Annotated in this window: 11 protein-coding genes; 7 read left to right on the forward strand and 4 right to left on the reverse strand. The window is 74.7% G+C overall.

Annotated features, from left to right (window positions below; genetic code table 11):
- From cobT to KDL01_RS31650, 7 genes are all read left to right on the forward strand, one after another.
- On the forward strand, positions 1–1,909 hold a 1,909-nt coding region (gene cobT / locus KDL01_RS31620; RefSeq protein WP_212532332.1), incomplete at its 5' end, for a nicotinate-nucleotide--dimethylbenzimidazole phosphoribosyltransferase.
- Between the two features lie 139 nt (positions 1,910–2,048).
- Positions 2,049–3,353 carry a uroporphyrinogen-III C-methyltransferase gene (gene cobA / locus KDL01_RS31625; RefSeq protein WP_212532333.1) on the forward strand — a complete coding sequence of 435 codons (1,305 nt, stop codon included), beginning with the start codon at positions 2,049–2,051 and terminating at the stop codon, positions 3,351–3,353.
- 318 nt (positions 3,354–3,671) lie between these two features.
- Entirely contained in the window at positions 3,672–6,269 is a 2,598-nt protein-coding gene (locus tag KDL01_RS45565) for an ATP-binding protein (protein WP_212532334.1), read from the forward strand.
- Positions 6,269–6,733 carry a roadblock/LC7 domain-containing protein gene (locus tag KDL01_RS31635; RefSeq protein WP_212532335.1) on the forward strand — a complete coding sequence of 155 codons (465 nt, stop codon included), beginning with the start codon at positions 6,269–6,271 and terminating at the stop codon, positions 6,731–6,733. Before KDL01_RS45565 ends, KDL01_RS31635 begins: the two co-directional genes overlap by 1 nt.
- Positions 6,730–7,155, forward strand: a complete 426-nt coding sequence (locus KDL01_RS31640; protein ID WP_212532336.1) for a DUF742 domain-containing protein — start codon at positions 6,730–6,732, stop codon at positions 7,153–7,155. The genes KDL01_RS31635 and KDL01_RS31640 overlap by 4 nt, the downstream gene beginning before the upstream one ends.
- Positions 7,156–7,233: 78 nt before the next feature.
- A complete protein-coding gene (locus tag KDL01_RS31645) occupies positions 7,234–7,830 on the forward strand; it encodes a GTP-binding protein (protein ID WP_246577282.1) in 597 nt (198 codons plus the stop codon).
- Between the two features lie 133 nt (positions 7,831–7,963).
- Entirely contained in the window at positions 7,964–9,541 is a 1,578-nt protein-coding gene (locus tag KDL01_RS31650) for a S53 family peptidase (RefSeq protein WP_212532337.1), read from the forward strand.
- A gap of 138 nt (positions 9,542–9,679) precedes the next feature.
- Here the strand turns inward: KDL01_RS31650 and KDL01_RS31655 are convergent, their stop codons facing one another.
- Genes KDL01_RS31655 through KDL01_RS47110 form a run of 4 tightly spaced genes read right to left on the reverse strand, consistent with a single transcriptional unit; the run spans position 9,680 to position 13,815 of the window.
- Positions 9,680–10,276: a GTP-binding protein gene (locus tag KDL01_RS31655; protein ID WP_212532338.1), complete on the reverse strand. Its 597-nt coding sequence runs from the start codon at positions 10,274–10,276 to the stop codon at positions 9,680–9,682.
- Positions 10,257–10,628, reverse strand: coding sequence for a DUF742 domain-containing protein (locus tag KDL01_RS31660; RefSeq protein ID WP_212532339.1), 372 nt, complete (start codon positions 10,626–10,628; stop codon positions 10,257–10,259). Before KDL01_RS31660 ends, KDL01_RS31655 begins: the two co-directional genes overlap by 20 nt.
- Positions 10,628–11,053 (reverse strand): roadblock/LC7 domain-containing protein, encoded by a 426-nt coding sequence (locus KDL01_RS31665; protein WP_307846708.1) that lies wholly within the window; start codon positions 11,051–11,053, stop codon positions 10,628–10,630. The genes KDL01_RS31660 and KDL01_RS31665 overlap by 1 nt, the downstream gene beginning before the upstream one ends.
- Positions 11,050–13,815 carry a nitrate- and nitrite sensing domain-containing protein gene (locus tag KDL01_RS47110; RefSeq protein WP_212532340.1) on the reverse strand — a complete coding sequence of 922 codons (2,766 nt, stop codon included), beginning with the start codon at positions 13,813–13,815 and terminating at the stop codon, positions 11,050–11,052. The genes KDL01_RS31665 and KDL01_RS47110 overlap by 4 nt, the downstream gene beginning before the upstream one ends.
- Positions 13,816–13,828 lie beyond the last annotated feature (13 nt).

Below are 13,828 nucleotides of genomic sequence, written 5' to 3' on the forward strand. Positions count from 1 at the left end.
CCTGAGCGGGCAGTGCCCGCCGCCGATGCCGGAGCCGGCCGCGCTGGCCGTGTTCGCCGCGGACCACGGCGTGCACGCCCAGGGCGTGACCCCCTGGCCGCAGGAGGTCACCGCGCAGATGGTGGCCGCGGAGACCCGCGACCGCGCCCCCGGCTACACCGAGGACGCCCTCGAGACCGTCTACCGGGTCATCCACGAGCGCCGCGACATCCGCAACGACTTCCTGCCGGACGAGATCCCCACCGAGGTGCTCACCCGGATCCTGGAGGCCGCGCACACCGCTCCGTCGGTCGGCTTCTCCCAGCCCTGGGACTTCCTGGTGCTGCGCGACACCGACCGCCGCCAGGCCGTGCACGACCTGGCCGACCGGCAGCGGCGTGCCTACGCGGCCTCGCTGCCCAAGGCCAGGGCCAAGGCCTTCGCCGCGCTCAAGATCGAGGCGATCCTCGACACCCCGGTCAACATCGTCGTCACCTGCGACCCCACCCGGGGCGGGCGCCACACCCTGGGCCGCTACACCCAGCCGATGATGGCGCCGTTCTCCACCTGCCTCGCGGTGGAGAACCTGTGGCTGGCCGCGCGGGCCGAGGGCCTGGGCGTGGGCTGGGTCTCCTTCTTCGACGAGCGTGAGCTCGCCGAAACCCTGGGGGTACCCCCGCACCTGCAGATCGTGGCGTACCTGTGCGTCGGCTACGTGCGCCGGTTCCCGGGCGAGCCGGAGCTGTCCGGCGCCGGCTGGGCCAAGCGCCGGCCGCTGGCCTGGGCCGTGCACGAGGAGGACTTCGGCAACCGCGCGATGCCCGGCGGCGAGCCGGTCTCGCTGCTCGACGCGACCGTGGACGCGGTGCGCGGCCTGGACGAGGAGGCCGCCGCGGCCGCCCGCGACCGGCAGAGCCGGATGACCAAGCCCCCGGGCTCGCTCGGCATGCTCGAGACCGTCTCCGAGCAGCTCGCCGGCCTGAGCGGGCAGTGCCCGCCGCCGATGCCGGAGCCGGCCGCGCTGGCCGTGTTCGCCGCGGACCACGGCGTGCACGCCCAGGGCGTGACCCCCTGGCCGCAGGAGGTCACCGCGCAGATGGTGTCCAACTTCCTGGCCGGCGGCGCCGTGGTCAACGCCTTCGCCAAGCAGGTCGGCGCCGAGGTGTGCGTGGTCGACGTGGGCGTGGCCGCGCACCTGGGCGACGCCGCGGGCCTGGTGCCGCGCAAGGTCCGGATGGGCACCGCCGACATGACCCAGGGCCCCGCGATGTCCAGGGAGGAGGCGGTGGCCGCGATCGAGGCGGGCATCGAGACCGCCCGCGACCTGGTGGCCGCGGGCAACCGCTGCCTGCTCACCGGCGACATGGGCATCGCCAACACCACCGCCTCGGCCGCGCTGATCGCCGCGTTCACCGGCGCCTCCCCGGCGCAGGTCACCGGCTACGGCACCGGCATCGACGAGCAGACCTACGCGCACAAGGTGGAGATCGTGCGCCGGGCGCTGCAGCTGCACCGGCCGGATCCGCAGGACCCGGTGGGCGTGCTGGCCGCGTTCGGCGGGCTCGAGCACGCGGCGCTGGCCGGATTCATCCTCGGCGGCGCGGCGCTGCGCGTGCCGGTCGTGCTGGACGGCGTGATCGCCGGCGCGGCGGCGCTGGTGGCCCAGGCCATCGCGCCGGAGTCGACGGCGGCCTGTGTGGCCGGCCACCGCTCCGCCGAGCCCGGCCACGCGCTGGCGCTCGAGGCCCTCGGCATCCACCCCCTGATCGACCTCGAGCTGCGCCTCGGCGAGGGCTCCGGCGCGGTGCTCGCACTGCCGCTGGTGGCCGCCGCCGTCCGGGCCCTGCGCGAGGTGGCCACCTTCGACTCCGCGGGCGTGGCCGACGCCTCGGCGTCCGTGGTCTCCCCGACCGAGCGGGAGCGGCACTGACGGCACCGGCACGGTCCCGGCGCGGGCGCGGCCCGCGCCGGATGCGGCGCGGCGTGTGACGGGCGTGTTGCCGGGCCCGGTGTGACGGGCGGGTTGCGCGGTGCGCGCATCGGACATCCCCCCGAAACCAGCGCTGAGTATGCTCGAGGTGTCATCCCGAAAGAAGGGACCGAAGCCCGTGAGCACCCCTGACGCCGCGTCCGCCGCGCCGGATCCGGCCACCCCGCCCGCCTCGTCCCGCGAGGTCTACCCGCTCGGCCTGCGCCTGACCGGACGCCGCGTGGTCGTGGTCGGCGGCGGCCGGGTGGCCGCGCGCCGGATCGCCGGGCTGCTGCGGGCCGGGGCGCTGGTGCGGGTGGTCGCGCCGGAGGTCACCGCCGCGGTCGAGGGCTACATCACCGACGGACACATAGAGTGGGCCGCGCGCGCCTACCGGCCGGGCGATCTGGCCGAGGCCTGGTACGCGGTGGCCGCCACCGACCTGCCCGAGGTCAACGCGGCCGTGGCCGCCGAGGCCGAGGCGAACCGGGTCTTCTGCTCCCGCGCGGACGACGCGGCCGCCTCCACCGCCTGGACCCCGGCCGTCGGCGGGCACGCGGGCGTACTGGTGTCCGTACTCAGCTCCGGGGCCGGCACGGCCGATCCGCGCCGCAGCGCCGCGGTGCGCGACGCCGTGCTCGAGGGCCTGCGCGAGGGCAAGCTGGCCGCGCCCCGGTTCCGCGACCGCACCCCGGGCGTGGCCCTGGTCGGCGGCGGCCCGGGCGAGCCCGACCTGATCACCGTGCGCGGGCGGCGGCTGCTGGCCGAGGCCGACGTGGTGGTGGCCGACCGGCTCGCCCCGCTCGGCCTGCTCGACGAGCTGCCCGCCGACGTCGAGATCGTGGACGCGTCGAAGATCCCTTACGGCCGGGCCATGGCGCAGGAGGAGATCAACCGGATCCTGGTGGAGCGGGCCAAGGCCGGGAAGTTCGTGGTGCGGCTCAAGGGCGGGGACCCGTTCGTGTTCGGCCGCGGCTACGAGGAGGTCGAGGCCTGCACCGCCGCGGGCGTGCCGGTCACGGTGGTGCCCGGGCTCACCAGCGCGGTCTCGGTACCCGCCCTGGCCGGGGTGCCGGTCACCCACCGGGGCGTGGCGCACGAGTTCACCGTGGTCTCCGGGCACGTCGCGCCCGGGCACCCCAAGTCCCTGGTGGACTGGGCCGCCCTGGCCCGGCTGCGCGGCACCCTGGTGCTGCTGATGGCGGTGGAGCGGATCGGCGCCATCGCCGACGCCCTGTTGGCCGGGGGCAAGGACCCGGCCACCCCGGTGCTGGTGGTCCAGGACGGCTCCCGGCCCGGCGAGCGCTCCGTGCGCACCGTGCTGGCCGAGGTGGCCGACGCGGTGGCGGCGGCCGAGGTGACCCCGCCGGCGCTCGTGGTAGTCGGCGACGTCGCAGCGTTCTGATCATGTTTTCGGCCGCCTTCGCGATCAGTGCCCTGATCTGCGCCGAGGGCGGTCGCGCGGCCGTGCCCGCGGCGGCCCGGGGCCCGGGCCGAGGCCGCGGACCGGATCTGGATGCGGGTTAACGAAAACTTTGCATCGGCACGTTCCCGAGGTCCGGCCGCCGCCGGGCGGCGTCCAGTCCCAGCTCACTGACATATGGAGAGCTCGCACCGACGCCAGGGTGCTGAGACGGCCGAGGTCCCGGCGGTGACAACGGCCCGTTTGATTCGATACTGTTCCCCACGTTCCAGATCCAAGGTCTGTTCAATGGGCCGCACCGTGTCAGCGTTCAGGGTGGAGGCGTCAGTGGCCGTGCGCGCGGAGGGCGGAGCGGGCCGAGCCCACCGGACGGGTGGCGGCCGACTCGAGGCCGTGCCGTTCCGGCGCAAGCTCGACATCCTGGTGGCCGCACCTCTCGCCGGCGTTCTGCTGGCGCTGATCCCGCTGTCCTGGACCCAGTTCGACGCGGCCAGGAACTGGACCGCCGCGGCCCAGGCGATGGCCCGGGCCGAACAGATCACGATGTTGATCAACGCGCTCGAGACGGAGCAGACGATCGCGCTCGGCCTGCAGGGCATGAGCGCCGTGCCGGGCTCCGCGTCCTCGGTCTCCGCCGCGCTCACCCAGATGCGCACCGCCGCGGCCCGCACCGACCAGGCCGCCGCGCAGCTCAACGCGCAGGTCGGCCCGCAGCCCGGATCCTCGCTGAGCCAGGCGCTGTCCGAGGAGAAGTGGCTGGCCACCCTGCCCAACGGGGCACGCGCGGTGGCCATGCACCCGAGCGTGGGCAACAGCGGCCTGGTGCAGACCTCGTACGACACCGCGATCAACGACCTCTACAGCGCCATCGGCATGGACGCGCTCGCGGCCAACGGCGGCACCGCGGCGTTCGACGAGGCCGAGCTCGACTTCCTGTACATGACCGACCTGACCGAGCACGAGCGCGAGATCGGTCTGCTGGCCATGACCGACAACGCCGACCAGGCCCAGCAGGCCGGGCAGCTGCAGCAGGGCACCGGCGCGGACGCGGCCTCGCTCGACTGGGCCGACCTGAGCATCGTCGAGCGCGAATACGGCTTCAGCCAGAACGAGGGAGCCCGCTTCCAGGGCCTGGCCACCGGCACCGACGCGAGCCTGTACGACCAGGTGGTCGGGGCCGACGACGCGCAGTACATCGACGGCGTCGAGCGGGACATGGAGAGCCTGCTCTCGCACTCCGACCCCGGCTTCAACGTCGACGAGGTGCTGCTGACCGACCAGTTCGGCGACTCCGGCAGCCTCGGCCTGTGGCAGGCCTCGGTCGCCGTGGCCCGCGACCGGGCCCAGATGGAGGCGCAGGTCTCCACCGACGTGGTCGCCTCCGCCCGGCACGAGGCGCACCTCGAGGAGTGGTACGCGGCCGGCCTGCTGGCCGCCGCCGCGCTCATGCTGCTGCTCTTGGTCGTGCTCGAGATCAGGGTCCGCCGCTCGCTGGTGCTCCCGATGCTCCGGCTCACCCGGGCCGCCCGGCAGATCGCCGACGTCACCCGGGCCGACCTCGAGCGGGTCGCGGACGAGGACGACGGCGGGGAGCCCGGCGCGGCCCCGGTGTTCGAGACCATCCCCGCGCTCAGCCGGGACGAGCTCGGCGACCTGGCCGAGGCGTTCAACCGGGTCCAGGACACCGCCTCCCGGGTGCTGGAGCGGCAGATGGCGGTGCGCCACAACACCGCCGAGATGTTCGGCAACGTGGGCCGGCGCATCCACAACCTGACCGGCCGCCAGCTCTCCCTGATCGACGCGGCCGAGCGCGAGGAGACCGACCCCTCCGTCCTGGAGCGGCTCTACCGGATCGACCACCTCGCGGTGCGGCTGCAGCGCGGCGCGGACAGCCTCATGCTGCTGTCCGGCGAGACCGAGCCGGGCCTGGCCGACGCCCCGCTGCGGCTGACCGACGTGGTGCGCAGCGCCGTCGGCCGGGTCGAGGGCTACCAGCGCGTGGTCCTGTCGGCCGAGGGCGACGTGACCGTCTCGCCCGCCGCGGTCGGCGACCTGACCCTGATCGTGGCCGAACTCGTCGAGAACGCGGTCTCCTTCTCCCCGGCCACCTCCTCGGTGGACATCGCGGTGCGCCCGGTCGGCGCCACCGCCGTGGTGGAGATCGTGGACCACGGCGTCGGCATGACCGCCGCGCGCCTGGCCGAGGAGAACGCCCGCCTGGTCCGGCGCGAACGGCTGGACCTGGCCCCCAGCAAGGTGCTCGGCCTGTTCGTGGTCGGCCGCCTGGCCCGGCGCTCCGGCATCGGGGTGCGGCTGAACGCGACCTCGGGCGGCGGCGTCACGGTGCGCCTGGACATCGGCCCCGACCTGCTCGCCTTCGACGCCCCCGAGCCCCCGCTGCGCCGGCGCGGCCCGACCCGCGGCGCCCCGCCGGTGGCTCCGGCGCTGCCCGAGCAGCGCGCGACCGCGGAGCAGAACGCGAGCGTGGCCACCCAGGAGCTGCGCGCGCCGGACGTGCGCCGCGAGCCCGAGGCCGAGCCCGGCGTCCTGCCGGTGCGCCGCCCGCGCCCCGCGCCGGACGACGCCCCCGTGCCCGCCGTCGTCCCGGAGCTGCTGCCGCGCCGCCGCACGGCCCAGCTGCCCGCCTCGGCCGAGGGCTCAGCGCCCGACGCCGTCCTGACCGCGTTGCCCCGCCGCACCCGCGCGAACGCCGCGCTGCGCGACGAGCCCGCACCCTCCGCCTCGGCCGCCACGGCCCCCGCGCACGTACTCGACGCCGAGGCCGCCCGCGCGGCCGTCGAAGAGTTCGAAGCCGGGGTCGAGGAGGCCCTGCGCGTGTCGGCGCAGAACCTCTCCCCGCTCCGCGCCAGTGACGAACCGGAAGGATTACGGCCGTGATGAGCCCCAGTCAGACGCCCGAAGCCAGCACCGACCTGCGCACCGCCGCGGCCGACTTCACCTGGATGGTCAGCCGGTTCGCGGCCGAGACGGCCGGGGTCGCGGACGCGATCGCGGTCTCCTCGGACGGCCTGCTGATCGCGGTCTCGCGGCCGGAGGACCGGGCCTCGTCCGAGCGCCTGGCCGCGATCGTCTCCGGCCTGACCAGCCTGGCCGGCGGTGCCGCCGGGCACTACGGGCTCGGCCAGCTGCGCAAGGTCATCATCGACATGGAGGACGGCCACCTGCTGGTGTCCACCATCGGCAGCGGCTGCGTGCTCGGGGTGGTCACCGCGAAGGACGCGAAGCTGGGCAACGTCGCGTACGAGATGACGCTGTTCGGCAACCGGGTCGGCGCCGTGCTCAGCCCGCAGCTGATCATGGAGTTGAAGAATTCGGTGACCGCCGCCGGAGTGACCACATGAGCCGGCCGGCGGGGGACGGCGCGAGACCGGGGGGCGCACGCCCGAACGGACCGCGCGAGGGGTCGGGACCCGGCGCGGTCAGACCGTTCCTGCTCACCGAGGGCCGGGTCGTGGCCGCCGGTGCGGAACTGCCGATGGAGACCCAGGTGGTCGCCACCACCGAGGGTCTGCACCAGCTCGGGGCCCTGGCCTTCGAGCGCCGCGCGATCGTCGAGGCCTGCGGTACCCCGCTGTCCCTGGCCGAACTCGCGGTGCGCCTCGGCCTGCATCTGAACGTGGTCCGGGTCCTGGCGGGGGACCTGCGGGCCGGGCGGTTCCTCGCGGTGCACGAGCCGCAGACCGCACTCTCCACCGACGTCGACGTCCTGCGAAGGGTCATCAATGGGCTACGAGCCATACCCACCGGCGCCGGCCGGGCCTGACGCCGGTTCCCGGCGGCCCGCGCTGCGAACACCACCCACCCCGACCCGCAGCCGTCCCGAGCAAGCATAGGTTCGCCCATGGACTTCCAAGCAGGCCAGCGCGCGCAGGCGGACGCCGCGCCCGCCCCGATGCCGGTCAAGATGGTCATCGCCGGCGGCTTCGGCGTCGGCAAGACCACCGCGGTCGCCTCGGTCTCCGACGTGCCCCCGCTCACCACCGAGGCCGCCATCACCGAGGTGGCGGCAGGGGTCGACGACCTGTCGATGACCCCGCACAAGACCACCACCACCGTCGCCATGGACTTCGGCTCGGTGATGCTCGACCCGACCCTCAAGCTCTACCTGTTCGGCACCCCGGGACAGGACCGTTTCGGCTTCATGTGGGACGACGTGACCGAGGGCGCGCTCGGCGCGCTCGTGGTCGTCGACAGCCGCAGGCTCGAGGACTGCTTCCCGGCGGTGGACTACTTCGAGCGGCGCACCATGCCGTTCGCGGTGGCCGTCAACCGCTTCGCCGGGGCTGCCTCGCATCCGCTGGACGCCGTGCGCGAGGCCCTCGACGTGGAACCGGGGGTGCCGGTCATCGAGTTCGACGCCCGCAACCCCGACTCGGTCCGCGACAGCCTCATCATCGTGCTCGAACTCGCCCTGGCCAGGGCCATGGCGGCGGCCTGAGCCCGGGCACCGCGCCCGGGCACGCAGCCCACGTCGATACTCGTCCGGTGAGCGATCGCCCACTGATCCGACGGACGCGCCGAATTCGCCGAGTTGCGGTGTGATCAGCGCGCCGGACGAGTATCAAGGACGTATGAGCTTCGAAGCATCACGCCGTTCCCCGCTCGCCCACGTCGAGATCCTCGGACCGGCCGACCCGGCCGAAACCGCCAGGGTCACGGTGTTCCTGCGCCGCCGCACGCCACTGCCGCCCGCGGGCGCCGCGGTGATCACCCTGGAGCAGCTGCGCGAACTGCACGGCGCCGACCCGGTCGAGTTCGAGGACGTACGCGCGCGGCTGGAGGAGGCGGGTCTGCGGGTCGTGCTGGCCGACCCGGGCTCGCGCCGGATCCAGGTCGAGGGCACCGTCGCGCTGCTCTCCGAGGTCTTCGACACCGCGCTGCACCAGGCCCGCGGCCGCAGCGCGCACGCCGAGCCGGAACAGTACCGCTACCGCACCGGCGCGCTCACCGTCCCCGAGTCCATCGCCCACGCCACCGTCGCCGTGCTCGGCCTCGACACCCGGCCGCAGGCCATGGCCCACTTCCGGATCCGCCCGATGAAGGCCGGGGAGTCCGTCTCCTACACCCCGCTCCAGGTCGGCACCGCCTATCAGTTCCCTGAGGGCTACGACGGCAGCGGCCGCACCGTCGCACTGATCGAACTCGGCGGCGGGTACGACGAGGCGGGGCTGGCGCAGTACTTCCAGAGCATCGGTGTGACCGCGCCGAGCGTCACCGCGGTCCCGGTCGACGGCGGCTCCAACGCGCCCACCGGCTCCGCCGACGGCCCGGACGGCGAGGTGCAGCTCGACATCGAGGTGGCCGGCGCGCTCGCCCCCGGCGCCGCGTACGCGGTCTACTTCGCCCCGAACACCGACCAGGGCTTCGTCGACGCCGTCACCGAGGCCACCCACGCCACCCCCACCCCGGCCGCGATCTCGATCAGCTGGGGCGGCCCTGAGGACTCCTGGACCGCGCAGTCCCGCCAGGCCCTCGACGCCGCCTGCGCCGACGCGGCCGCCATAGGAGTCACCGTGCTGGTCGCGGCCGGCGACAACGGCTCGGCCGACGGCGAGAGCGACGGCAACACGCACTGCGACTTCCCCGCCTCCAGCCCGCACGTACTCGCCTGCGGCGGCACCCGCCTGACCGTGGACGCGGCCGGCGCCTACGCCGGGGAGACGGTCTGGGACGACTCCTCCGCGGGCGGCGGCGCCACCGGCGGCGGCGTCAGCGCCTTCTTCCCGGTGCCCGACTGGCAGGCCCAGGCCGGCGTCCCCGGCAACGCCGACACCGGCTCCACCGGCCGCGGCGTCCCCGACGTCTCCGGCAACGCCGACCCGGAGAGCGGCTACCAGGTCCTCGTCGACGGCCAGCAGGCCGTCATCGGCGGCACCAGCGCCGTGGCGCCCCTGTGGGCCGCCCTGGTGGCCAGGATCGCCCAGCAGACCGGCAAGCCGCTCGGCCTGGCCCAGACCGTCCTCTACACCGGCGCCGCCGCCGGCGTGGCCCAGAGCGGCTTCCAGGACGTCACCAGCGGCAGCAACGGCGCCTACTCCGCCACCACCGGCTGGGACCCGTGCACCGGCCTCGGCAGCCCCGACGGCTCGGCCCTCGCGGGCCTGTTCGCGGGCGCGGGGGAGGGGCCGGTGCAGGAGGTGCTGGCGTAGCGGGGCCGAGGCGGCGGGCCGTCCCGCACGCCGCACGCCCCATCGCAGGCGAAGAGTCCTGACGCACGCCAGAAGAGTCCTGACACCGACCTCCGGGCCGGTGTCAGGACTCTTTCTTGTTGACCGCCTTTACCGCCCTCACCCCGCCGCCGAGGCGGTGGCGCGGCCGGCGTGGCGTCGGCCGGCGTGTTCGACCAGCGCGATCAGCACCTCCTTGACCGAGGCCCGTTCCCGCGCGTCGCAGCTGATCACGGGGGTGTCCGGGTCCAGGTCGAGTGCGTGGGCGACGTGTTCGGCCTCGAAGCGGCGGGCGCGGTCGAAGTGGTTGACCGCGATCAGGAACGGCACCTCCCGGCGCTCGAAGTAGTCCACCGCGGGGAAGCAGTCGGCCAGCCGGCGGGTGTCGGCGAGCACGATCGCGCCGAGGGCGCCCTGGGCCAGTTCGTCCCAGAGGAACCAGAACCGGTCCTGGCCGGGCGTGCCGAACAGGTACAGCGCCAGGTCCTCGCGCAGCGAGATGCGGCCGAAGTCCATGGCGACCGTCGTCGTGCTCTTCGATTCGATCCCTTCGATCCGGTCCACGCCGACACCGGCGGTGGTCATCGCCTCCTCCGTGCGCAACGGCCGAATCTCACTCACGGCGCCGACCAGCGTCGTCTTGCCCACGCCGAACCCCCCGGCCACCAGAATCTTCAGCGCTACGAAGCCCGCGCGGTCAGAGCGCGCGTAGTCCATCGATCACCTCCTGGAGCAGTCGCTCGTCCGGCAACGCCGTGGGGCGTACCGGTCTGGTCACCCGGATGTGGCCGTAGTCGAGCAGATCGGTCAAGATCACCCGGGTCACCCCGAGCGGCAGGTCGAGGTCCGCGGCCAGGTCCGCCACCGAGCGCGGACGGATCCGGCACAGCGTCAGGACCGCGGCCTGCTCGGGGCTGAGCATCGGGTCGCGGGCCGGATCGCCCTCGGCCGTCACCAGCGAGAGCAGGTCGAGCAGCACGGGCGACGGGCGGGCCCGGCCGCGGGTGAGCGCATAGAGCCGCACCAGCGGCCCGGCCTGTTCGTCGTACCACGAAGCGCGGTCGGTCATCAGGGCGCCTGCGGCCGTCCGTCGGGCGCGAAGTCCTCGCGTATCGGCACGAACAGGTGCTCGCCCACCTGCTTGACCAGGCGGGCCATCTCGTAGGCGACGAGCCCGATGTCGCTGTCCGCGTTGGCGAACACGGCCAGGCAGGCGCCGGCGCCGGCCGCGACCACGAACAGGAATCCGTCTTCGAATTCGACCATGCTCTGGCGTACCGCGCCCGCCCCGAACTGCCGGGTGGCGCCCTTGGCCAGCGAGTTGAACCCGCTGGAGACGGCGGCCAGGTGCTCCCGGTCCTCCCGGTTCAGCCCTCGCGAGGAGGCGATGGCCAGGCCGTCGGTGGACAGGATCACAGCGTGCCGGATGGTCGGCGTGCGCGCCGTCAGCTCGTCGAGCAGCCAGTTGACCTCACTGGTGGTGGTGCCGGTCACCGAGTGTCATCCCCTCTCTCGTCGTGGTCCGCCGCCTCCGCGGGAGCCGGGGCGTCAGTCCCGGACCCGGTGGGTGCGGTCGGCGGCGGATCGGCCGGGCCGTCGGCCCGGCCGCGGGTGAATCCGTGCTGGAACGCGGCCATCGCGGCCCGGTTCTGCTCCGGGCTGCGCGGTGCGCGCGGTGCGGTGGGGCTCTGGGCCGGGGCCGGGCCTTCCGGCTCGCGCCGCAGCTGCGGGGCCAGGCTGGCCTGGCGCACCCGGTGCGGCAGCCCGTCCGGGCCGACCGGGGCCTTGGAGGTTGCGCCGTCCTCGGCCCGGACGGCCGGCGGCGGGATCAGCAGGTCGAAGGACGTGGAAAGCTCCTCCGCCGCGGGCACGGGGTGGCCGTTGCCGTGCGGCACCCGGACGCCGTCGTGCGGGCCGGCAGCCGGATCAGGGTCCTGTGTCTCAGTCGGCGTGCGCTCGGTCTCCGGCGGCCGCGGCGGCTTCGGCCGACGGGTCGGCTCCCGCCGTTCCGGATGTTCCGGCCGCTCCGGCCGGTCCGTCCCGGGCTCCGGCCGCGGGCCGCGTCCACGGCCCAGACCGAATTCGAGTTCGAGGTCGAGATCGAGGTCGTCGAACGCGCGCCGGGTCTCCTCGTCGGGCGCGGTCGAGGGCTTCCTCGGCCCGGGCCGCGGCGCCGCCGGCGTGTCAGTGGCCTGCTCGGACTGTTCGTCGCGGCCCTCACGCCCCTCGCGCTCGTCCCGGGCATCGCGCGCGCCGCGTACGCCCTTGCCGTCCCGCTCCTCGCCGCCGGGCGGCTGCATCACGCCGCTGGGGATCAGCACGACCGCGGTGATTCCGCCGTACGCCGACGGGCACAGGCTCACCCGGATCTCGTGCCGGCGCGCCAGCCGGGAGACCACGAACAGGCCCAGCCGGTCGCTGTCGAACAGGTCGTCGCCGCTGGACTCGCCGATGCGCCGGTTCGCCTCGCGCAGCGCCTCCGGGCTCATGCCAAGGCCCCGGTCCTCGATCTCGATCGCGAAGCCGGATCCGACCGGCTCGCCGCCGATCACGACCCGGGTGTGCGGCGGCGAGAACGAGGTGGCGTTCTCGACCAGCTCGGCCAGCAGGTGGGTCAGGTCCGCGACCACCGGGCCGACCACGCGGGCTGGCGGCATCCGGCGCACCTCCACCCGCGGGTAGTCCTCCGCCTCGGCCGCGGCCGCGCGCACCACGTCGGTCAGCTGCACCGGGTGGCGCCAGGCCCGGCCCGGCGTCGCCCCGGACAGGATGATCAGGCCCTCGGCGTGCCGGCGCATCCGGGTGGCGAGGTGGTCGAGCCGGAACAGGTCCTCGAGGTGGTCGGGCTCCTCGATCCGCCGCTCCATCGCGTCCAGCAGGGCCAGCTGACGGTGCACCAGCACCTGGCTGCGCCGGGCCAGGTTGAGGAAGACCCCGGAGACCCCGGAGACCAGCTCGGCCCGCTCCACCGCCGCGCGCATGGCCGCGTGCGAGGCGACCGCGAGGGCGTCGGCCACCTGGCCGAGCTCGCCCGCCTCCGGGTCCAGCGGCGGCGCCTGCTGCGGCGGCTCGACCACCTGTCCGGCCCGCAGCCGCGCCATCGTCTCCGGCAGCCGCCGCCCGGCCAGGTCGAGGGCGTAGTCTCGCAGCCCGACCAGGTCCGTCACCAGCCGCCGGCCGATGCCGACCGAGATCAGCAGGCTGAAGACGAGGGCGAACAGGCCAAGCACGACGCCGAAGCCCGAGCCCGTGGTCAGCAGCCTGCCGTACGGGTTGACCGTCGCGGGCGCCGCCGCGGTGCGCAGGGCCTGGTCGAGGGCGCCCGAGACGCTCGACTCGGCCCCGGCCCAGACGCCCTGCAGACCGGGTCCGAGCGCGTTCTTGCCCGGTCCCGCGCTCAGCACAGTGTTCTGAATGTTCGTCAGCGTGGCGCCGGCCGCGCCGGCGGTCGGGTCCGGCAGGTCGATCGCGGCCTGGGCCAGATACGCCCGCTCGCTGTAGACCGCGCCGGTGAACTGCCGGTACTGCGCCGGACCGAGCGTGTTCGCGGCGTACCCCGCGGCCAGCGCGGAGTCCTGCAGCGACAGCTGCTCGCGCGCCTCCGCCAGGGCCAGCGCGGACTGCGCGGTGACCGGCGCGCCGGGGGCTGCGGCCAGCGCGGACTGCACCGCGAACGCCGCGTCCACGGCCGAGGCGTACGTCTGGTCGGCCGCGGCGGCCGAGGTGGCGCGCTCGACGACGGCGGTACGCACCGGGGTGAGCGCGTCGAAGGCCTTGGTGACCGCGTTCAGACGGGCCGTCAGCTCGCCGGATACGTCCGCTGCGGCCGCCGCGGACTGCTCGGCCCCGGCGGTGAAACGGCCGGCCGCGGCCCGGGTCGCGGCGATGCGCTGGTTCAGCGTGCCCGGGTCGGTGCCGCCCGCGGCCAGATACGCGTCCGCGGCGGAACGCTCCTGGTCCAGCGCGAGTACGGCCTGGTCGAGCGGCATCGTGACGGACTCGTCGAGGGCGTGCAGCTGCGACTGGGTGAAGGCCGCGCTGATCGTGTTGACGGCCGCGATGCCCCACAGCGAGGTGAGCGAGACGACCGGCAGCGCCAGCAGGCACACGATCCGGGCGCGCACCGTGCGCGGGGCCAGTCGAAGGAGGCGGGAGTTGCGTGGCCGGGGGCGCCCGGCACCCGTTCCGGCGGAGTTGTCGGCCGGACGGGCGTGTGCGGCGCGGCGGGCGGGCCGGCGCCTGTCTCTTATACTCATCTGACGCTTCTGA

The sequence above is a fragment of the Actinospica durhamensis genome, assembly GCF_018139695.1.
GTDB classification, from domain to species: Bacteria; Actinomycetota; Actinomycetes; order Streptomycetales; family Catenulisporaceae; genus Actinospica; species Actinospica durhamensis.

Bases quoted from the DNA above. Each gene is read 5' to 3' on its own strand.
- KDL01_RS31635 (WP_212532335.1), top strand. From the start codon at position 6,269: ATGAGCCCCAGTCAGACGCCCGAAGCCAGCACCGACCTGCGCACCGCC.
- KDL01_RS31660 (WP_212532339.1), bottom strand. From the start codon at position 10,628: ATGACCGACCGCGCTTCGTGGTACGACGAACAGGCCGGGCCGCTGGTG.
- cobA (WP_212532333.1), top strand. From the start codon at position 2,049: ATGCTCGAGGTGTCATCCCGAAAGAAGGGACCGAAGCCCGTGAGCACC.
- KDL01_RS31655 (WP_212532338.1), bottom strand. From the start codon at position 10,276: ATGGACTACGCGCGCTCTGACCGCGCGGGCTTCGTAGCGCTGAAGATT.
- KDL01_RS31645 (WP_246577282.1), top strand. From the start codon at position 7,234: ATGGACTTCCAAGCAGGCCAGCGCGCGCAGGCGGACGCCGCGCCCGCC.
- KDL01_RS47110 (WP_212532340.1), bottom strand. From the start codon at position 13,815: ATGAGTATAAGAGACAGGCGCCGGCCCGCCCGCCGCGCCGCACACGCC.
- KDL01_RS31650 (WP_212532337.1), top strand. From the start codon at position 7,964: ATGAGCTTCGAAGCATCACGCCGTTCCCCGCTCGCCCACGTCGAGATC.
- KDL01_RS31640 (WP_212532336.1), top strand. From the start codon at position 6,730: ATGAGCCGGCCGGCGGGGGACGGCGCGAGACCGGGGGGCGCACGCCCG.